Raw genomic sequence first — 19,092 nt, forward strand, 5'->3', positions numbered from 1 at the left:
GTCGGGCGGCGCCCCGCGTCTCCTACGATCGCCTACGGATCGGGGGAGGGGGAGCGCCCACGTACGCGCTCGGCGCGGGCGAGTTCCCCACCACCGTGGTGACACCCGGCCGGACCGCCGCCACCCTCGTCCTCGGACGGTCCCTGCCCGGCGGCCGGGACCCGTCCCCCGGCCCGCTCGACGGGCCACCCCGCCGCACCGTCCGCCGGACGTACGGCACCGAGGCGACCATGCGGGCCGTACGCACGGCCCTGGGGAGGACCCATGCGGAACGCCGCGCCTGACACCGGCCGACGCCCCCCGTTCGCCGCCGAACGCCGGGTGGCCGTCGCCGCGGCCGAGGCGACCGGACGCCTGCTGCGCGGCCACTTCGCCGACGCCCGGACGCTACGGACCAAAGGCACGCACGGCGACGTGGTGACCGACCTGGACCTGGCCGCCGAGGAGCTGATCCTCACCCGGCTGCGGCACCACTTCCCGCACGACCGGATCCTCTCCGAGGAAGCGGGGCTCCTCGACAACGGCAACGGCCGCACCTGGCTGGTCGACCCGCTGGACGGCCGCAACAACGTGGCGATCGGCCTCCCGGCGTACGTCGTCGGCATCGGGCTGTGCGTCGGGGACATCCCCGTCGTGGGCGTCGTCCACGAACCCGTCACCAACCGGACCTGGCACGCCGTCACCGGCCAGGGCGCCCACGACGACGACGGGCTCCGGCTGCGGGGGCCGCGCAGCACCCTCCCGGGACCGGGACCCGTGCTCGCCTGGACCCAGGGCCACGCCGTGGACCGCGCCGACCGCACGGCGACCGCGCTGCGCGGCGGCCTGGAACGGCGCTGCCGGCGCGTCCTGCAACTGTGGGCGCCGCTGCTGGGCTGGAGCCTGCTGGCCCGCGGCACCATCGACGGGTTCGTCGGCTACCGCGCCGAGGGCGTCGACCTGCCCCCGGGCGCGCTGCTCGCCGCCGAGGCCGGCGCGGAACTGCGCACCCTGCGGGGCGCCCCCTTCCGGCCCCGGTTCAACGGCCCCGACAGCGGGCGCAGCTTCGTCGCCGCCCGCGCGGAGACCCTGACGTACGTCCTCGAAACGGTCGCCGCCGCGCTGCGGGGCACCCCGCCGTCATGACGTCGCCGCCAGCGCCACCGTCGCCGCCACCGTCGCCGGCGAGTTCTGGCACGTGGTGGGCATGTGCCGGTTCCCGCCGGGGGAGTTGGACGCGTTCCTCCCGGGGGTGCGCCGGCTCCCGCTGGGCGAGGAGCTGTGACGCGGTCGCATAGTCTCCTCGTATGCCGGTCAGCTTGCACAAGGTCCAGGAGACCGCCCCCGCCCTGGTCAGCCTCTACCGAAGCGCGGGCGTCTCGCTGCGCAAGCACGGACTGGACGGTGAGCGGGCGGCGGTGTACCTGGTCGTCGACTACTCCGGATCGATGAAGCCGTACTACGCGGACGGCAGTGTCCAGGCCCTGGCCGACCGGGTGCTGGGCCTGTCGGCGAACCTCGACGACGACGGGCGCGTCCCGGTGGTCTTCTTCTCCACCGACGTCGACGCCGAGACCGAGATCGCGCTCGACGACCACCGGGGCCGGATCGACCGGATCGTGGCGGGTCTCGGCCACATGGGGAAGACCAGCTACCACCTGGCCATGGACGCGGTCATCGACCACTACCTGGACAGCGGCGCCACCGCCCCGGCGCTGGTCGTCTTCCAGACGGACGGCGGCCCGATCAACAAGCTCGCCGCCGAGCGCTACCTCTGCAAGGCCGCCGAGCTGCCGCTCTTCTGGCAGTTCATCGGCTTCGGCGACCCGGGCAGCCGCCAGTTCGAGTTCCTCCGCAAGCTCGACGAGCTGGCCGTGCCCGCCAGGCGCCGGGTCGACAACGCGGGCTTCTTCCACGCGGGCACCGACCCGCGCCGCGTCCCGGACGCCGAGCTGTACGACCGGCTGGTCGCCGAGTTCCCCGCCTGGCTCGCCGCCGCCCGCGCCCAGGGCATCGTGCGGTGACGGGCGTACGGGTGCTGCGGGCGGCCGGCCGGACGGCCGTGCCGTGGAAGAACGGGGGCGGCGTCACCCGGGAGGTCGCCGCCCTCCCGGAGAACGCCGGGACCGAGGGCTTCACGTGGCGGGTCAGCCTCGCGGACGTCGCCGCCGACGGGTCGTTCTCGACCTTTCCCGGTACGGACCGGATCCTCACGGTCGTGGCCGGTGCCGGCATGGACCTCGACGCCGGCGGCCGGCCCCTGCGCGCGGAGCGGTACCGTCCGGTGCCCTTCCCCGGTGACGTCCCGACCGGCGGGCGGCTCCTGGCGGGGCCCGTGGTCAACCTGAACGTGATGCACCGGCGCGGGGCGGTCGCGGCGGCCGTCGCGGTGGTACGGGGCGCTCTGCCCGTCGCGGTCCCGCCGGACACCACGGTGCTCGTGGTGGCCCTGGACGGTCCGGCGGAGGTGGCGGGCGTCCGGCTGGGACGGTACGACGCGGCGCGGCTGGACGCGCCCGCTCCCCTCCTGCGTACGCAGGGGTACGCGGCGGTCGTCACGCTCGGCCGGACGGGCTGAGCCGGCCGTGTGATTGTGCCCGGCCCCTCGTGAACGGCCGGGCCCGGCGGGTAGGGCTGCCCTCGGGGCCGGCCCACCGCACAGGAGACACGCACATGTACCGTCCGATCTTCGTCGCCGCCACCACGACCGCGCTCACGCTCGCGGCCGCCGGACCGGGCTGGGCGTCCACGTCCAGTGGCGACATCACCACGAGCTGGGGAGACCGCACCCGGATCCAGGTGACGTGGCTGGACCGCGACTCGTTCCGGGACGCCACCCTCGCGGTCGCCGACCAGACGTGCGACGACCGCTCCCTCTACGCCACCCTCACCATCCGCACCGGCTCCGGCACCACCCTCGCCTCGGACGCCCGGCACAACACCCGCGGCTGCGGCACGACCGCCGACTTCCGCGGCATCCGGGCGACGGACCCCAGCGGCATCAAGAGCGTCACCCTCACCGTGTGCCGTGAGCACCCCGGGACCGCCGACCAGTGCGAGACCCGGTACACCGGCTTCAACCCGTACAACCCGTCCACCCTCTGACCTCACCCCGCCCCGCCGTGCCCCGCACCGGCACGGCGGGGAAGGGCTGTGACGGGGACGGCGGTCCATGGCGCGCCCTGTTGCGGACGGGTCCCCGGGATGGTGTGCTACGGTTGTTCACGTTGCAGTTTTGGTACCCATGAACTTTATGTGCGCCTGACGGGAATGTTCCTCAGGCGCATTATTGTTTTACCGGCTTTCTCCGGATGGGGCCCCGACACCATCAGGAGATAATTATGGCCACCGGTACCGTGAAGTGGTTCAACTCGGAAAAGGGCTTCGGCTTCATCGAGCAGGACGGCGGCGGCGCCGACGTCTTCGCCCACTACTCCAACATCGCCACCTCGGGCTTCCGTGAGCTCCAGGAAGGCCAGAAGGTGACCTTCGACGTCACGCAGGGCCAGAAGGGCCCCCAGGCGGAGAACATCCTCCCCGCCTGATCACCGGATACGCAGCACCGGTATCTCGCAGCCGGGACCCGCACCGAGCAGTCGCAGGTGCGGGTCCCGGCTTGTGCTGTGCTCAGGCCCAAGGAAGGCAATGTATGACGACGACTCGACCCGAACGCCCCGCCCGTAAGCGTCCCGCGCGGTCCGCGAACGTGAATGCCGCCCGCTCCGGCAACGGCAAGGCACCCGCCCGCGGCGCCGGCAACCGCGCCCCCGTCGCGCCCCCGCGCGAATTCACCCTGCCGGAGACGGCCACCCCCGCGCTGCCCCCGGCCGCGGCCTTCGACGACCTCGACATGCCGGCCGCCCTCCTGAAGACGCTCACCGCCCAGGGCGTCACCGAGCCGTTCCCGATCCAGGCCGCGACCCTGCCGAACTCCCTCGCCGGCCGCGACATCCTGGGCCGCGGCCGCACCGGCTCCGGCAAGACCCTCGCCTTCGGCCTCGCTCTGCTCGCCCGCACCGCCGGCCGCCGCGCCGAGCCCAAGGCCCCGCTCGGCATGGTCCTGGTCCCCACGCGTGAGCTGGCGCAGCAGGTGACCGACGCCCTCACCCCGTACGCGACCTCCGTGCAGCTCCGGATCGCCACTGTCGTCGGCGGCATGTCGATCAGCCGGCAGTCGGGCGCGCTGCGCCGCGGCGCCGAGATCCTGGTCGCCACCCCCGGCCGCCTCAAGGACCTGATCGAGCGCGGCGACTGCCGCCTCGACCAGGTGTCGGTCACCGTCCTCGACGAGGCCGACCAGATGGCCGACATGGGCTTCCTGCCGCAGGTCACCGCCCTGCTGAAGCAGGTCGAGCCGGACGGCCAGCGGATGCTGTTCTCGGCCACCCTGGACAAGAACATCGACCGGCTGGTGCGGATGTTCCTCACCGACCCCGTCGTCCACTCGGTCGACCCCTCGGCGGGCGCGGTCTCCACCATGGAGCACCACCTGCTGTACGTCGCCGACGAGACCGACAAGAAGGCCGTCACCACCCGCATCGCGGCCCGGGACGGCCGGGTGATCCTCTTCCTGGACACCAAGCGTGCGGTGGACCGGCTGGTCAAGCGGCTCCTCGCCAGCGGTGTGCGCGCGGCGGGCCTGCACGGCGGCCGTTCGCAGCCGCAGCGCAACCGGACCCTGGACCAGTTCAAGAACGGCCAGGTCACCGCGCTCGTGGCGACCAATGTGGCGGCCCGTGGCATCCACGTCGACGACCTCGACCTCGTCGTGAACGTCGACCCGCCCACCGACCACAAGGACTACCTGCACCGCGGTGGCCGTACCGCCCGCGCGGGCGAGTCCGGCAGCGTCGTCACCCTCGTCCTGCCCGAGCAGAAGCGCGACATGAGCCGGCTGATGTCCCACGCGGGCATCACGCCGCGGGCCGCCCGCGTGAAGTCGTCGGACGAGGAACTGGCCCGCCTCACCGGTGCCCGGGAGCCGTCCGGAATACCGGTCACCATCGAGGTCCCGCAGCCGGCCCGGCCCGCCGCGCAGCCCTCCGACAAGCCCGGCCGACGCCGCCGCCCCCGCCGCAGCGGCCAGGGCACCGGCACCGGCACGGCGACCGCCGGTGCGGCGAGCACGCAGGCGGGGGCCTCCCGCCGGCGCCGCACCGCCTCGGGCTCCGGCACGGGCGCCGGCACCGGTCGCCCCGCCGCGCGCGGCGGTCGCCGCAGCGCCGCCTGACGGACAGCCCTCCACACTCCGGCCCGCCCCCGCCGGCCCCGCCCCGCCCCTCCCGGTCCGCCGGGACGGGCCCGGGCACCGGCCGGGGGCGGGCCGGAGTCGTACCACCGGACGGGAGAGCGGGAGGGCTGAGGGAGGGGGGAAACGTTCACCATCTCGCCCCCTACGTGTCCAAGGCGTCAACGTCCGGGGAATTCCCGCCACTTGGCGTTGACGTGCACACATCTACACGCGTCATCATCGGCGTATGCGAATCCCCCCACGCCTCACCCTGCTCGGCGGCGCCGCGGCGCTGCTGTCCTCCCTCGTCGCCGGACCGGCCACGGCCGCTCCCGCACCGGCCACCGCCCCCGCCTCCGCGCCCGTCGCCACGGCCGTGGGCGACATCTGCTACTCCGCGCTGCCCTCCCAGGCGCACGACACCCTTCGCCTCATCGAGGGCGGCGGCCCCTACCCGTACCCCCAGGACGGCACCGTCTTCCAGAACCGCGAACGCGTCCTGCCCAGCCGGACCAGCGGCTACTACCACGAGTACACCGTCGTCACCCCCGGCTCCGACACGCGGGGCGCGCGCCGCATCGTCACCGGCGACGCCGGGCGGGAGGACTACTACACCGCCGACCACTACGAGTCCTTCGACCTCGTCGACCACGGTTGCTGACCGGGCCGTTCCCATGGCGACCGTGTACGTGATCGAGGGCCGCCGGATCACCGGACCGGCCGGCTTCTGGCGGGCCGTCGGCGAAGCGGTCAACGGCCCCGGCGGCTACTTCGGCCGCAACCTCGACGCGTTCGCGGACTGTCTGAGCGGCGGCTTCGGCACCCCCGAGGACGGCGACTTCGTCTTCGAGTGGCGCGACCACGAGGCCGCCCGCCGCACGCTCGGGCGGGCCCTCTTCGCCGAGCTGGTGGAGATCATGGAGGAGAGGGCCCCGGGGGCGCTCCGGCTCCGCTGAGACCGGGCACGGCGGGAGCCGCGCGGTCGTCAGGTGTCGCACTCCAGCACGGTCCGGCACAGCCCGCAGCGCGCCCGCACCCTTCCCCGCACGGGGATCCGGATGCGCTGCTGACAGGTGGGGCACGGGAACGACACCCGCAGCCCGGTGCCCCGCCCGTCGCTGTCGCCGTCGCCGCTGCCGCTGCCGCCACCGTCGAAGGCGTACGAGACGCCGGTGACCGCCCCCGGGTGGTCCTGGGCGTGACGCCGGTCCCTGGCGTAGCGGCGGCGGCCCGCGCGGCCCGCCGCCGTCAGCGGAGGCCGGCGCCCGTCGTCCAGCGCCACCGCGCGGCCGCCGGTGTACGCGACGTACGCCTGCGGGCTGGTGAACCACGGCGACGGGTCCTCCCCGAAGGCCAGGGCCCGCTTGGCCAGCACGTACCCGAACTCCTCCGGGGTGAGGTAGCCCAGCTTCTGGCTCGACACCCCGTCCTCGCGGTACGCGTCCAGCAGCAGCCAGCCGGCGCCCAGGTACGTGGTGGCGGTGTCGGTCAGGATCTCGTTGTCCCGCGTGCCGGGGAAACTCAGGCCGAGCCGGTGCAGCAGCACATGGGTGATCTCATGGGCGAGGGCCGCGCCGATGTCCCGGCGGTGTGTGCGGAACCGGTCGTTGAGCTCGATGAAGTACTCGGGTCCCGACGCCAGTTCGACGCTCGCCGCGTGCGTCATCTCCCGGAAGCTGACGATCACCCGGGCGTCCGGCAGCCGCAGTTGCTGCACCAGCGCGTGGGCCACCCGCTGGGCGCCCAGGTGGAGGTCGTCGTCGTCGGCGAAGCACACGTCGGCGGGGGCGACGCTGCCGGCGTACGCGTACAGCCCCTCCTGGGTGAGCCGCCGGTACAGGGCGGTGATCGCCGCCCGCACGGTGTCGAGGTGCGGGTAGCCGTGCACGACCTCGCTGCCGTTCGCCACGTCCCTACCCCCATGTGCGACGTCGACCCTCCTCCACTGTAAGCGCCCGTCCGGGCCGGGTGCCCGCCCCGGACGGGTGGTCCGGCGACCGTCGGCGGGGCCGGCCGCGGGCCGCCGGGAGGGCGGGTGATGGCCGAAAACGCGGCCTTGTGGTCCCTCCGGCAGGCTCCGGATAATCCGGATCACGCCTTGACGGGCCCATGTCATAGAGCTGCCCGGGACATGGTCCCCGTCGTGCGCGCACGTTCTCAACCCCCCACGAAAGGCAGACAGTTGAACATCCTTCGCACCCTCAAGAGATGCGCCGCCGCCGGCGCCGTCGTCCTCGCCGCCGTCAGCCTCCAGCCCTCCTCCGCCTCCGCCGCCCCCCAGCCGGTCGTCGGCGGGACACAGGCCGCGCAGGGCGAATTCCCGTGGATGGTCAGGCTCTCCATGGGCTGCGGCGGCTCCCTGCTCACCCCGCAGATCGTGCTGACCGCCGCCCACTGCGTCAGCGGCTCCGGCAACAACACCGGCATCACCGCCACCGCCGGTGTCGTCGACCTCCAGAGCTCCAGCGCCATCAAGGTCCGCTCCACCAAGGTCCTCCAGGCGCCCGGCTACAACGGCAAGGGCAAGGACTGGGCCCTCATCAAGCTCGCCCAGCCGATCAACCAGCCCACCCTCAACATCGCCACCACCACCACGTACAACACCGGCACCTTCACCGTCGCCGGCTGGGGCGCCACCCGCGAGGGCGGCGCCCAGCAGCGCTACCTGCGCAAGGCCACCGTGCCGTTCGTCTCGGACGCCACCTGCAAGCAGTCGTACGGCACCGACCTCGTCCCCAGCGAGGAGATATGCGCCGGATACCCGCAGGGCGGCGTCGACACCTGCCAGGGCGACTCCGGCGGCCCCATGTTCCGGCGTGACAGCGCCGGAGCCTGGATCCAGGTCGGCATCGTGAGCTGGGGCCAGGGCTGCGCCCGCCCCGACTACCCCGGCGTGTACACCGAGGTGTCCACCTTCGCCTCCGCCATCAAGTCCGCGGCGGCGACACTCTAGGACCGGCCCCGGGGGGCGGGCCCGGCGGGGCCCGCCCCCTCCAGCGCGCGCAGGCCCGCCCGGAGCCGCCCGCGCCCGTGCGCCCACCGGCACCCCGTCCGCTACACCAGCCGTACGGACGTCCCGGCGCCCTCCAGCTCCAGCACCCACACCTCGTTCGCCCCCTCCCGCACCACGGGACCCGGCACGAACAGCGACTCCTGCGGCCCCACCGCCCAGTAACGCCCCAGGCAGAACCCGTTCAGCCACACGAACCCCCGCGTCCAGCCGGGCAGTTCCAGCGCCGCGTCCCCCGCGCCGGCCACCTCCACCACCCCCCGGTACAGTCCCGGCGCGCCCGGCCCCGCACCGCCCCCCGCCACCGGCGTGAACGGCACCTTCGCCACCCCGCCCGCCGTGAAGGCGTCCACCCGCAGCCCCCGCGCCCACACCCCGTGCAGGTACTGGCGCTCGTGCAGCACCCCGCCCGTGACGCCCTTGGCCTCCCCGAGCCGCGGCCCGTAACCGACCCGCCCCAGCGACTCCACCCACAGGTCCACCACCGCCGGCCCCGCCACCGGCTCCGGCAGCACCGCGTCCTCCGCCGCCAGGACCCCCGCCCGCACACCGTCCACGTACACCACCGCCCGGTCCCGCAGCCCCGACACCGACAACGGGTACGGCCGCCTCGGCCCCGGCACCTCCACCCGGTAGCGGACCACGCCCCGGTCCACCCCCAGCTCCTCGAAGGACGGCGGCACCGGCCCGTACCGCTCCTCGTCGCCCAGCACCTCCAGCACCGTCTCCGGCGGCGCCCACTCGCCCAGCACCGCCCCCACCGGCCCCGCCAGCCGCACCGGCGGTGCCGGAACCGGCGGCAGCGGGCCCTCCGCGTACCGCTCCAGCACCGCCCGGAACGCCCAGAACTTCGCCGTCGGCAACCCCGCCTCGTCGACCGGCGCCCCGTAGTCGTACGACGTCACCGTCGCCCGCAGCGCCCCGTCGTGCAGGGGCCCGGCCCGGTTCGCCCCCGCCCACCCGCCGAAGCTGGTGCCCCCGTGCGCCATGTAGACATTGACCGACGCCCCGCTCTCCAGCACCTCCGCCAGCGCCGCGGCCGCCTCCTCCGCCTCCCGCCCGGCGCCCTCCGCACCCCAGTGGTCGAACCAGCCGCACCAGAACTCCATGCACATCAACGGCCCGCGCGGCCGGTGCCGGCGCAGCACCCCGAACGCCTCCCGCGCCCCCGAACCGAAGTTCACCGCGGCCGTCACGCCCGGCAGGGACCCGCCCGTCAGCATGTGGTCCTCCGGCCCGTCCGACGTGCACAACGGCACGGCCACCCCGCACGCCTCCAGCAGGTCCGCCAGACGGCGCAGATGGCCCCGGTCCGAGCCGTAACTCCCGTACTCGTTCTCCACCTGCACCATGACCACCGGACCGCCCCGGTCCACCTGGCGCGCCACCACCTGCGGCAGCAGGGTGCGGAACCAGCGGCCGACGTGCCGCAGGTACTCGGCGTCCCCCGTCCGCACCCGCCGCCCCACCCGCCCGGTCAGCCAGTGCGGCAGCCCCCCGTTGTCCCACTCGGCGCACACGTACGGGCCCGGCCGCACGATCACCCACAACCCCGCCTCCCGCGCCGCGTCCAGGAACCGCCCCGGCGCGCCCACGTCCCGGTACCGGCCCGGCTCCGGCTCGTGCAGATTCCAGGGGACGTACGTCTCCACGCAGTTCAGGCCCATCGCCCGCAGCATCGCCAGCCGGTGGCCCCACTGCTCCTCGTGCACCCGGAAGTAGTGCATCGCCCCCGACAGCAGCCGCACCGGCCTGCCGTCCAGCAGGAAGTCCCGCTCACCCACCGTGAACACCGCCATGTTCCCCCGCCTCCCGGTCGGCCACCGCGCCCCACTGTCGCCCCCTGGCGGCCGGCCGGTCCATGGACAAAGATCAGCACTGGTTGGACGCGACGACCTCCGGGAGGACGCGGGATGTACCACACCTGGATGCGCTTCTTCACCCCCGGCCCGCTCCACCGGCGGCTCGGACTCGTCTGCCTCGGCGTCGGCCTCCAGCACGGCACCCTGCCCACCGTCGGCCCCCGCACCCTCGACCACCACGTCGCCGTCGTCATCGGCGCGGGCGCCGGCTGGTACCGGCACCCCGACGGCCGGCGCACCACCGTCACCGCACCGGCCCTGCTCTGGCTCACCCCCGGCGTACCCCACCACTACGCCCCCGACCCCGCCACCGGCTGGGACGAGGGCTTCGTCGACTTCACCGGACCGGTCACCTCCACCTACACCGAACTCGGCTACATAGAACCCGGCCGCCCGGTCGTCCCCCTCACCGACGCCGGCCCCGCCCGCTCCGTCATCCGCCGGGTCGCCCGCGCCGCCCGGCGCGGCAACCCGCTCCTGGAGGTCGAGACCTCCGCCGCCGTCCACGAACTGCTCGTCACCCTGCGCCGGGCCCGCGCCGACACCAACGCCGACGGCGACCCCGTCCTGGAGGCCCTCGCCCGCGACGCCTTCCAGCCCCTGTCGGTCGCCGAACACGCCGCCCGGCACGGCATGACCCCCGCCGAACTGCGCACCGCGGTGCGCCGGAGCGCCGGGTGCAGCCCCAAGGACTTCCTGCTCGGCATCCGGCTCGGACGGGCCAAGGAGCTCCTCACCGGCACCGAGCTGCCCGTCGCCGCCGTCGCGCGCCGCGTCGGCTACGACGACCCCGCGTACTTCTCCCGCCTCTTCACCCGCCGTGTCGGCACCGCCCCCGTCCGCTTCCGGGAGCAGCAGGGGCGCACCGTACCGGGCGGCTGGAGCACCCGGATCCCGGATGCCGAACACCCTCCGACGATCGTCACCGGACACGTCTAAGCTCGCTGCCCATGAGCACCAGCGAGACCGACGACTCCGTACGCGCCGAGCTGAACCGGCTGCGCGAAAGCATCGACAACATCGACGCGGCGGTCGTCCACATGCTGGCCGAGCGCTTCAAGTGCACCCAGCAGGTCGGCCACCTCAAGGCCCGCCACCACCTGCCCCCGGCCGACCCGGCCCGCGAGGCCCGCCAGATCGCCCGGCTGCGGCAGCTCGCGGAGAGCGCCAACCTCGACCCGGCGTTCGCCGAGAAGCTGCTGAACTTCATCATCGCCGAGGTCATCCGCCACCACGAGACGATCGCGGGCGGCTCACGGACCGCCTGAGAAGGCCCTCCGCTCAGCCCTGAGATGAACACCCGTGCCCCGCCCCCACCCCATCGGGCAGCATGGCCCCATGCCCGTACTGACGCGCGACGAAGCGCAGACCCGAGCCCAGCTCCTCGACGTCCACCGGTACACGGTCGACCTCGACCTGACCACCGGTGCGGGGACCCCCGCGGCGGAGCGCGGGGAAGAGACCTTCGACTCCACCACCGTCATCCACTTCACCGCCCGCACCGCCGGGACCACCTTCGTCGAGCTCAAGCCGGCCACCCTCCGCTCCGTCACCCTCGACGGCGACCCCCTCGACCCCGAGAGCCTCACCGACAACCGGCTCCCCCTCACCCTCACCGAGGGCGAGCACACCCTCCGCATCGACGCCGCCATGCGCTACTCCCGCACCGGCGAGGGCATGCACCGCTTCACCGACCCCAGCGACGGCGAGACGTACGTCTACACCCAGATGTTCATGGAGGACGTCCAGCGCGTCTTCGCCGCCTTCGACCAGCCCGACCTCAAGGCCGTCTTCGAGGTCGCCGTCACCGCCCCCCACGGCTGGACCGTCCTCGCCAACGGCATCACCACCCACCAGGGCGACGGCCGCTGGCAGGCCGCCCCCACCCCGCCGATCTCCACCTACCTCGTCGCCGTCGCCGCCGGCCCCTGGCACTCCGTCCGCACCCGGCACGCCGGACTGCCCTTCGGCATCCACTGCCGCCGCTCCCTCGCCCCCCACCTCGACGCCGACGCCGACGAGATCCTCGAGGTCACCCGGCAGTGCTTCGACCGGTACCACGAGAAGTTCGACGAGCCGTACCCCTTCGACTCGTACGACCAGGCCTTCGTCCCCGAGTTCAACTCCGGCGCCATGGAGAACCCCGGCCTCGTCACCTTCCGCGACGAGTTCGTCTACCGCTCCGCCGTCACCGTCACCGAACGCCAGACCCGCGCCATGGTCATCGCCCACGAGATGGCCCACATGTGGTTCGGCGACCTCGTCACCCTCAAGTGGTGGGACGACATCTGGCTGAACGAGTCCTTCGCCGAGTACATGGGCTACCAGATCATCAACGAGGCCACCAGCCGCTACCCCGACACCTGGATCGACTTCGGGATCGCCCGCAAGGCCTGGGGGTACGACGCCGACCAGCGCCCCTCCACCCACCCCGTCGCCCCGGACCCCGACGCCGTCCCCGACACCGCCTCCGCGATGCTCAACTTCGACGGCATCTCCTACGCCAAGGGCGCCTCCGCGCTGCGCCAGCTCGTCGCCTGGATGGGGGAGAAGGAGTTCCTCGCCGGCATCAACGCCCACTTCGCCCGGCACCGGTTCGGCAACGCCACCCTCGCCGACTTCATCGACAACCTCGCCTCCGCGACCGAGCGCGACGTCCGCGGATGGGCCGGGCAGTGGCTGCGCACCACCGGCGTCGACACCCTCACCCCGCGGTACGACCAGGGCGCCGGCACCCTCACGGTCACCCGCACCGGCAGCCGCCCCCACCGCGTCGCCGCCGGCGTCTACGACCGGGACTTCGCCGACGGCAGGCGCCTCGTCCTCCGCGACCGCCTGGAACTCGACGTCCCCCAGGACACCCCGGCGAACCTCCCCGGCCCCCGCCCGGCACTGATCGTCCTCAACCACGGCGACCACACCTACGCCAAGATCCGCCTCGACGAGCACTCCCTGGAATGCGCCCTGCGCGCCCTCTCCGGCATCCCCGACCCCCTCACCCGGGCCGTCGTGTGGAACTCCCTGCGCGACATGGTCCGCGACGGCGAGCTCGAACCCCTCGCCTACCTGGAGACCGCCCGCGCCCACCTGCCGGAGGAGAAGGACCTCGCGATCGTCCAGGGCGTCCTCGGCTTCGCCGCCGCCCACATCGCCGACCGGTACCTCCCCGCCGACGCCCGCCCCGGCGCGCTCGCCCTGCTCACCGACCTCACCCGCGACCTCATCCGCCGCACCGAGGACGGCAAGGACCCGGGCCTGCGCCTCACCGCCGTACGCCACTACATCGACGCCACCGACCGGCACGGCACCCTCCACGGCTGGCTCGACGAGGGCGGCGTCCCCGGCGGCCCCGAACTCGACCCCGAGCTGCGCTGGCGCATCCTGGGCCGGCTCGCCGTCCTCGGCGCCACCGACGAGGCCGCCATCGCCGCCGAACTCGACCGCGACGCCAGCGCCACCGGCGAGGAGGGCGCCGCGCGCTGCCGTGCCGCCCTGCCCACCCCCGAGGCGAAGGCGGCCGCCTGGGAGCGGATGTTCACCTCCGACACCCTGTCCAACTACCTGTTCACCGCGACCGCCCAGGGCTTCTGGCAGCCGGAGCAGGCCGACCTCGTGCGCGAGTACGTGCCCCGCTTCTACCCGGACGCCACCGCGCTCGCCGACCGCCGGGGCCCCGCGATCGCCGACGCGGCCGGCCGGTACGCCTTCCCCGCCCACGCCGTCGACGCCGCGCACCTCCGCCTCGCCGAACAGCACCTGGCGTCCGACGCCCTCCTCCCGGCGCTCCGCCGCAAGCTCGTCGACCAGATCGACGACCTCCGCCGCGCCCTCGCGGTGCGCAAGGCCTGACCCGGCCCCCCGCCCGGGCCACCCGGCCCGGGCGGGCCACCCCGCCCGCCCCGGAACCGCCCCGGCCCGCCCCCGGCGCCCACTCCGGGCGGCCACCCGCGGGCACCGGAGGCCCCGGAAACACCCGGCCGTGGCTCATAGCACGTCCCGCCTGTCCACAACCCCCGTGTCCCCCTTTCGGGTTGAGATCGCCCCGCAGCGCAACCACGTCCCACCGGGCCGCGTCACGCTGGCAGCATGAGCAGCAGTCCGTGGAGCACCCCGTCGAGCACCCCGTGCGGCACGCCACCCCTCGCCGGAGGCCCCGGTGGCGCCGACGCGCTCCGGCCACTCCTGCGCACCGTGCTCGACGCCCTCCGGGACGGCGCCGCCACCCGTGACGGGCCGCTCCCCGCCGGCGGACCGGAGGCCGTCACCGCCCACCTCCGCACCCTGCTCGGGGACGTTCTGCCCGCCACCGGCACCGGCGCCGAGGAAGCCCTCCGCACCCTGGTCACCGCCCTCGCCCACGGCGCCGCGGACCCCGCCCACCCGCTCTGCGCCGCCCACCTCCACACCCCGCCCCTCGCCCTGGCGGCCGCCGCCGACCTCGCCGCCTCCGCGCTCAACCCCTCCCTCGACTCCTGGGACCAGGCCCCCGCCGCCGCCACGCTCGAACGACTCGTCACCCGCACCCTCGCCGCCCAGACCCACCCCGCCGGACCCGCCCCCGACGCCCTCGTCACCACCGGCGGCACCGAGTCCAACCACCTCGCGCTCCTCCTCGCCCGCGAACACCACGGCCCCACCCTGCAAACGGTCTGCGGCGCCAACGCCCACCACTCCGTCCACCGCGCCGCCTGGCTCCTCGGCCTCCCCGAACCCGTCACCGTCCCGGCCCCCGGCGGCACCATCGACCTCACCGCCCTCGGCGCCGTCCTCACCGGCCTCCGCGGCCCCCTCCTCGTCACCGCCACCGCCGGTACCACCGACACCGGGGCCATCGACCCCCTCCCCGAGATCGCCGACCTCTGCGACACCCACGGCGCCACCCTCCACATCGACGCCGCCTACGGCGGGCCCCTGCTGTTCAGCACGACCCACCGCCACCTCCTCACCGGCCTCGACCGCGCCCGCACCGTCACCCTCGACCTGCACAAACTGGGCTGGCAACCGGTCGCCGCCGGCCTCCTCGCCGTACCCGACACCGCACACCTCGCCCCCCTCGGCCACACCGCCCCCTACCTCAACGCCGAAGACGACACCGACGCCGGCCTGCCCGACCTCCTCGGCCGCTCCCCGCGCACCAGCCGCCGCCCCGACATCCTCAAGATCGCCGTCACCTTCCGCGCCCTCGGCCGCACCGGCCTCGGCCGGCTCGTCGACCGCGTCCACACCGCCGCCCAGCACCTCGCCGACCTCGTCGACAAGAGCCCCCACCTCGACCTCTACGAACGCCCCACCCTCACCACCGTGCTCTTCCGCCCCACCGGAGCGACCGACCACGCCGTCGCCACCGCCCGCCGCGACCTCCTCACCCACGGCCACGCCGTCCTCGGCCGCGCCCACGCCGACGGCCGCCTCTGGCTCAAAGCCACCCTCCTCAACCCCCACACCACCCCCGAAGACCTCGACACACTCCTCGCACTCGTGGAAGGCAGCACCACCCGATGACCGGCAGCACACCCCAGCACGACCACGACCAGCCCCACGACCTGGTGGGCATCGGCATCGGCCCGTTCAACCTCTCCCTCGCCGCCCTCGCCCACGGCGTACCCGGCGGCCTCGCCACCGCCTTCTACGAACAGCGCCCCGCCTTCCACTGGCACCCCGGCCAGCTCATCGAAGGCACCACCCTCCAAGTCCCCTTCCTCGCCGACCTCGTCACCCTCGCCGACCCCACCAGCCCCTGGACCTTCCTCAACTACCTCCGCACCCGCGACCGCCTCTACCCGTTCTACTTCGCCGAGCGGTTCCACACCCACCGCACCGAGTACGACGCCTACTGCCGCTGGGTCAGCGACAACCTCCCCGGCCTCCACTTCGCCCACCAGGTCGACGCCGTCCGCTGGAACGCCGAACGCGACGTCTACGAGATCGACCACACCCGGCTCGGCCCCGACGGCGAAGCCCTCGCCCTCGGCCGCACCCACGCCCGCCACATCGCCCTCGGCGTCGGCACCGAACCGTACGTCCCCGACCCGCTGCGCCCCCTCGCCGAACAGGCCTCCGTCCCCGTCATCCACTCCGCCGACTACCTCCACCACCGCGAACGACTGCTCGCCGCCGAGCACATCACCGTCATCGGCTCCGGCCAGTCCGGCGCCGAGATCTTCCTCGACCTCCTCCGCACCCGCCCCACCGGAGCCGAGAAGATCCACTGGCTCACCCGCACCGAGGCCTTCGCCCCCATGGAGTACTCCAAACTCGGCCTCGAACACTTCACCCCGGACTACACCCGCTACTTCCACGCCCTCCCCGAACAGGTACGCGGCGACCTCGTCCCCCGCCAATGGCAACTCCACAAGGCCATCGACGCCGAGACCATCGCCGCCATCCACGACGAGCTCTACCGCCGCAGCCTCCACTGCGACTGGCCCGACGCCGTCCTCACCCCCGGCGTCCGCGTCCGCACCGCCGGCCGCCTCGCCACCACCAAGGTGGAACTCCACCTCGAACACCTCCAGCAGGGCACCCGCTCCCGCCTCACCACCGACGCCGTCGTCCTCGCCACCGGCTACCGCGAACGCCCCCTCAGCCGCATCCTCGCCGCCCTCGACCCCTACCTGCGCCGCGACTCCCAGGACCGCCCCCGCGTCGACGCCCACCACCGGCTCGTCCTCGACCCCTCCGTCACCGGGTCCCTCTACGTCCAGAACGCCGAGACCCACACGCACGGCGTCGGCGCCCCCGACCTCGGCCTCGCCGCCTGGCGCAGCGCCACCATCCTCAACCACCTCACCGGCAAGGAGCCCTACCCCCTCCCGCGCCGCACCGCCTTCACCACCTTCGGCCTCGAACGCCAGGAGGCGCCCGGCATTCCCCGCCAGACGCCTCCGCTCAACAGCCGCCAGACCCCCCAGGGCCTGCGCTCCTAGGTCGTGTCCGCAAAGTCTCGCCTGGCCCACGGTGTCCTGCACGCGCGCTCGCGGCGTTGTCGTCGGTCGCCATGACTCCGCCATGACCCCCCCTCCGCCTTGCGATCGCACGCACCGGACACCGCGGCCCCCGCCCTCCGGGCGGACGCCGATACTTTCCGGACACTCCCTAGAACACCGGCACACCGTCCCGGGTCAGCTTCCAGTCCACCGACGCGAACCGGCCCGGGTCGACCGTCCCCTGCGCCTTCACCCACTGGATGATGGTGTTCCGGATCTCCTCCGAGTTCGCCCACACCTGCTTCGCCCCCGCGACATGCGGGAACGCCCCACCACCCGAAGCCCGGTAGTTGTTCACCGCCAGCACGAACCGCGCCGCGGGATCCAGCGGCTTCCCCTCGAACGACAGGTTCACGATCCGCGACCCCGCCGGCTTCGCCACATCGATCTCGTACGACAGCCCGTACACCGCGTCATAGTTGTAATCCGGCGTCCCGCCCGCGTTCGTCAGCTTCGCCGTGTCCACCGGAGCGCCCGCCGGCGTCTGCACGTAGTACCGCGCCGAGAACTCCAGGTAGTCCTTGAGCTGCGCCCCCGTCAGCAGCCGCGCCTCCAGCGTGTTCTCGAACGGGTACAACCCCGCCGCGTCCTTGATCGTCACCTCCCCGGCCGGGATCCGCGCCGTACGGGAGAAGCACGACGCCTGCGACAGCACCGGCAGCGACGCGTACTCGCCACCCGCCAGCGCCCCCCGCACCGTCTCCGCCTGCACATGGTTGATCAGATCGATGATCGGCTCGTCCTTCCACGGCGCGTCCGCCGTGGACATCGCCGCCGTCGACGTACCGATCACCTGGTTGACGTACGCCACCACCTTCTCGTGCTCGTCGCCCAGCAGCTTGACGATCTCCGGGTCCTCCTCGACCGTGTTCGAGTTCAGCACCTGCGCGCCGACCCGCTCCACCGTCCAGCGCCCCTTCGACCACACCAGGTCGAAGTCGAACAGCGTCAGCCGCTGCCCCCACTTCAGCGGCTCGGACAGCACGACGTCCTTGCCGGTCTCCTTGTTGGTCACCCGGTACTCGGGGATCTCCGTGTGCGCGTGACCCACCAGGATCGCGTCGATCCCCGGCACCTGCTCCGCCACCAGCGCCGCCGCGTTCTCGACGTACGGGAGCTGGTCCCCGTACGACGACGTCCCGCTCGACCCCGAATGCGCCGACACGACCACCACGTCCGCGCCCATCGACCGGAGCTTCGGCACCCACTTCGCCGCCTGCTCCTCCAGCCCCGGGAACACCATCTTCCCGCTCACATTGGCCTTGTCCCAGATCGCGATCCCCGGGTTCGTCAGCCCCAGCACCGCCACCCGCACATCCCGCCCGCACGGCGTGCGCAGCCGGTGCATGCTGTACGCCGGGAACGCCGGCCGCAACGTCTTCGCGTCCAGCGCGTTCGCACCCAGCAGCGGGAAGTCGCACTGCTCCTGGAACTTCCGCAGCACCGGTATGCCGTAGTTGAACTCGTGGTTCCCGAGCGCCGCCGCGTCGTACCCGATCGCGTTCATCGCCTGCGCCATCGGGTGCACCGGGCCGCGCCGGGCCGTGATCGGGTCGACCTTGGCGTAGTAGTACGAGAGCTGCGTGCCCTGGATCGTGTCACCCGCGTCGATCAGCAGCGTGTTCCGGCGTCCCTTCTCCTTCCGGACCCGCTCCACCAGCGTCGAGATCTTCGCCAGGCCGACGTCGTTGTGCGCCTTGTCGTCGAACTCCTTGTCCGTGAAGTAGTCCCAGTTGAAGACGTTGCCGTGCAGGTCCGTCGTCCCCATGACCGTGAAGGAGTACCGCTTCGCCCGGGGCGCCGCCGCCGCCGGTGCCGCCCCCACCGCCCCGGTGATCGCCGCACCGGCACCCGCCACGGCCGAAGTGCCCAGGAAAGTCCTACGATTCAGCGGCATGTGATCTCCTTCGTTCTGTGCATGACGCGCGCATGACGCGCGTAGATTCTGGCGCAGACCCGCCCCCCGCAACACCCCCCACAGGTTTCGATCCGATGACCGGCTACGGAAGAGTGGAACCCCCGAGC

Annotated in this window: 18 protein-coding genes; 15 read left to right on the plus strand and 3 right to left on the minus strand. The window is 73.4% G+C overall.

Annotated elements, in window-relative coordinates:
* Positions 1 to 95: 95 nt before the first annotated feature.
* The 9 genes from ACF068_RS23410 to ACF068_RS23450 all read left to right on the plus strand — a co-directional run bounded on the left by ACF068_RS23410 (position 96) and on the right by ACF068_RS23450 (position 6,165).
* Positions 96 to 284: a hypothetical protein gene (locus tag ACF068_RS23410; protein ID WP_392276228.1), complete on the plus strand. Its 189-nt coding sequence runs from the start codon at positions 96 to 98 to the stop codon at positions 282 to 284.
* Positions 265 to 1,125 carry an inositol monophosphatase family protein gene (locus ACF068_RS23415; RefSeq protein ID WP_392276229.1) on the plus strand — a complete coding sequence of 287 codons (861 nt, stop codon included), beginning with the start codon at positions 265 to 267 and terminating at the stop codon, positions 1,123 to 1,125. The genes ACF068_RS23410 and ACF068_RS23415 overlap by 20 nt, the downstream gene beginning before the upstream one ends.
* 161 nt (positions 1,126 to 1,286) lie before the next feature.
* Positions 1,287 to 2,003 carry a VWA domain-containing protein gene (locus ACF068_RS23420; RefSeq protein WP_392276230.1) on the plus strand — a complete coding sequence of 239 codons (717 nt, stop codon included), beginning with the start codon at positions 1,287 to 1,289 and terminating at the stop codon, positions 2,001 to 2,003.
* Positions 2,000 to 2,557 carry a HutD family protein gene (locus ACF068_RS23425; RefSeq protein ID WP_392276231.1) on the plus strand — a complete coding sequence of 186 codons (558 nt, stop codon included), beginning with the start codon at positions 2,000 to 2,002 and terminating at the stop codon, positions 2,555 to 2,557. Before ACF068_RS23420 ends, ACF068_RS23425 begins: the two co-directional genes overlap by 4 nt.
* Before the next feature lie 95 nt (positions 2,558 to 2,652).
* A complete protein-coding gene (locus ACF068_RS23430) occupies positions 2,653 to 3,084 on the plus strand; it encodes a hypothetical protein (protein WP_392276232.1) in 432 nt (143 codons plus the stop codon).
* Between the two features lie 236 nt (positions 3,085 to 3,320).
* Entirely contained in the window at positions 3,321 to 3,524 is a 204-nt protein-coding gene (locus ACF068_RS23435; RefSeq protein ID WP_005318814.1) for a cold-shock protein, read from the plus strand.
* 104 nt (positions 3,525 to 3,628) lie between these two features.
* The gene (locus tag ACF068_RS23440) at positions 3,629 to 5,209 is read left to right on the plus strand and encodes a DEAD/DEAH box helicase (RefSeq protein ID WP_392276233.1); all 1,581 of its coding nucleotides are present in this window, start codon (positions 3,629 to 3,631) and stop codon (positions 5,207 to 5,209) included.
* A 247-nt stretch (positions 5,210 to 5,456) separates the two neighbouring features.
* Positions 5,457 to 5,870: a ribonuclease domain-containing protein gene (locus tag ACF068_RS23445; RefSeq protein ID WP_392276234.1), complete on the plus strand. Its 414-nt coding sequence runs from the start codon at positions 5,457 to 5,459 to the stop codon at positions 5,868 to 5,870.
* Between the two features lie 13 nt (positions 5,871 to 5,883).
* Positions 5,884 to 6,165, plus strand: a complete 282-nt coding sequence (locus ACF068_RS23450) for a barstar family protein (protein ID WP_392276235.1) — start codon at positions 5,884 to 5,886, stop codon at positions 6,163 to 6,165.
* 29 nt (positions 6,166 to 6,194) lie between these two features.
* Here ACF068_RS23450 and ACF068_RS23455 read toward each other — a convergent pair whose 3' ends face one another.
* Complete coding sequence (locus ACF068_RS23455) at positions 6,195 to 7,118, minus strand: hypothetical protein (RefSeq protein ID WP_392276236.1); 924 nt, start codon at positions 7,116 to 7,118, stop codon at positions 6,195 to 6,197.
* Positions 7,119 to 7,340: 222 nt separating this feature from the next.
* On the opposite strand from ACF068_RS23455, the gene ACF068_RS23460 reads away from it, so the two are divergent.
* Positions 7,341 to 8,162, plus strand: a complete 822-nt coding sequence (locus ACF068_RS23460; protein WP_392276237.1) for a S1 family peptidase — start codon at positions 7,341 to 7,343, stop codon at positions 8,160 to 8,162.
* Positions 8,163 to 8,263: 101 nt separating this feature from the next.
* Here the strand turns inward: ACF068_RS23460 and ACF068_RS23465 are convergent, their stop codons facing one another.
* On the minus strand, positions 8,264 to 10,018 hold the full coding sequence (locus tag ACF068_RS23465) for a beta-galactosidase family protein (protein WP_392276238.1): 1,755 nt from the start codon (positions 10,016 to 10,018) through the stop codon (positions 8,264 to 8,266).
* A gap of 114 nt (positions 10,019 to 10,132) precedes the next feature.
* Between ACF068_RS23465 and ACF068_RS23470 the strand changes: the two genes are divergently transcribed.
* From ACF068_RS23470 to ACF068_RS23490, 5 genes are all read left to right on the plus strand, one after another.
* Positions 10,133 to 11,020, plus strand: coding sequence for a helix-turn-helix domain-containing protein (locus ACF068_RS23470; protein ID WP_392276239.1), 888 nt, complete (start codon positions 10,133 to 10,135; stop codon positions 11,018 to 11,020).
* A gap of 11 nt (positions 11,021 to 11,031) precedes the next feature.
* Complete coding sequence (locus tag ACF068_RS23475; RefSeq protein ID WP_392276240.1) at positions 11,032 to 11,349, plus strand: chorismate mutase; 318 nt, start codon at positions 11,032 to 11,034, stop codon at positions 11,347 to 11,349.
* Between the two features lie 70 nt (positions 11,350 to 11,419).
* Positions 11,420 to 13,930 carry an aminopeptidase N gene (pepN, locus tag ACF068_RS23480; RefSeq protein WP_392276241.1) on the plus strand — a complete coding sequence of 837 codons (2,511 nt, stop codon included), beginning with the start codon at positions 11,420 to 11,422 and terminating at the stop codon, positions 13,928 to 13,930.
* 237 nt (positions 13,931 to 14,167) lie between these two features.
* Positions 14,168 to 15,583 (plus strand): pyridoxal phosphate-dependent decarboxylase family protein, encoded by a 1,416-nt coding sequence (locus ACF068_RS23485; protein ID WP_392276242.1) that lies wholly within the window; start codon positions 14,168 to 14,170, stop codon positions 15,581 to 15,583.
* On the plus strand, positions 15,580 to 17,007 hold the full coding sequence (locus ACF068_RS23490) for a lysine N(6)-hydroxylase/L-ornithine N(5)-oxygenase family protein (protein WP_392276243.1): 1,428 nt from the start codon (positions 15,580 to 15,582) through the stop codon (positions 17,005 to 17,007). Before ACF068_RS23485 ends, ACF068_RS23490 begins: the two co-directional genes overlap by 4 nt.
* 169 nt (positions 17,008 to 17,176) lie before the next feature.
* On the opposite strand, the gene ACF068_RS23495 is transcribed toward ACF068_RS23490, so the two are convergent.
* Positions 17,177 to 18,964: a bifunctional metallophosphatase/5'-nucleotidase gene (locus ACF068_RS23495; protein ID WP_392276244.1), complete on the minus strand. Its 1,788-nt coding sequence runs from the start codon at positions 18,962 to 18,964 to the stop codon at positions 17,177 to 17,179.
* Positions 18,965 to 19,092: the final 128 nt, after the last annotated feature.

It is taken from the genome of Streptomyces sp. NPDC016309 (genome assembly GCF_043077235.1).
Taxonomy (GTDB): Bacteria; Actinomycetota; Actinomycetes; order Streptomycetales; family Streptomycetaceae; genus Streptomyces.

What these genes read in the sequence shown, in the direction of transcription:
- ACF068_RS23415 (WP_392276229.1), top strand. Translation starts at nt 265, where the DNA reads ATGCGGAACGCCGCGCCTGACACCGGCCGACGCCCCCCGTTCGCCGCC.
- ACF068_RS23420 (WP_392276230.1), top strand. Translation starts at nt 1,287, where the DNA reads ATGCCGGTCAGCTTGCACAAGGTCCAGGAGACCGCCCCCGCCCTGGTC.
- ACF068_RS23430 (WP_392276232.1), top strand. Translation starts at nt 2,653, where the DNA reads ATGTACCGTCCGATCTTCGTCGCCGCCACCACGACCGCGCTCACGCTC.
- ACF068_RS23435 (WP_005318814.1), top strand. Translation starts at nt 3,321, where the DNA reads ATGGCCACCGGTACCGTGAAGTGGTTCAACTCGGAAAAGGGCTTCGGC.
- ACF068_RS23440 (WP_392276233.1), top strand. Translation starts at nt 3,629, where the DNA reads ATGACGACGACTCGACCCGAACGCCCCGCCCGTAAGCGTCCCGCGCGG.
- ACF068_RS23445 (WP_392276234.1), top strand. Translation starts at nt 5,457, where the DNA reads ATGCGAATCCCCCCACGCCTCACCCTGCTCGGCGGCGCCGCGGCGCTG.
- ACF068_RS23450 (WP_392276235.1), top strand. Translation starts at nt 5,884, where the DNA reads ATGGCGACCGTGTACGTGATCGAGGGCCGCCGGATCACCGGACCGGCC.
- ACF068_RS23460 (WP_392276237.1), top strand. Translation starts at nt 7,341, where the DNA reads ATGGTCCCCGTCGTGCGCGCACGTTCTCAACCCCCCACGAAAGGCAGA.
- ACF068_RS23465 (WP_392276238.1), bottom strand. Translation starts at nt 10,018, where the DNA reads ATGGCGGTGTTCACGGTGGGTGAGCGGGACTTCCTGCTGGACGGCAGG.
- ACF068_RS23470 (WP_392276239.1), top strand. Translation starts at nt 10,133, where the DNA reads ATGTACCACACCTGGATGCGCTTCTTCACCCCCGGCCCGCTCCACCGG.
- ACF068_RS23475 (WP_392276240.1), top strand. Translation starts at nt 11,032, where the DNA reads ATGAGCACCAGCGAGACCGACGACTCCGTACGCGCCGAGCTGAACCGG.
- pepN (WP_392276241.1), top strand. Translation starts at nt 11,420, where the DNA reads ATGCCCGTACTGACGCGCGACGAAGCGCAGACCCGAGCCCAGCTCCTC.
- ACF068_RS23485 (WP_392276242.1), top strand. Translation starts at nt 14,168, where the DNA reads ATGAGCAGCAGTCCGTGGAGCACCCCGTCGAGCACCCCGTGCGGCACG.
- ACF068_RS23490 (WP_392276243.1), top strand. Translation starts at nt 15,580, where the DNA reads ATGACCGGCAGCACACCCCAGCACGACCACGACCAGCCCCACGACCTG.
- ACF068_RS23495 (WP_392276244.1), bottom strand. Translation starts at nt 18,964, where the DNA reads ATGCCGCTGAATCGTAGGACTTTCCTGGGCACTTCGGCCGTGGCGGGT.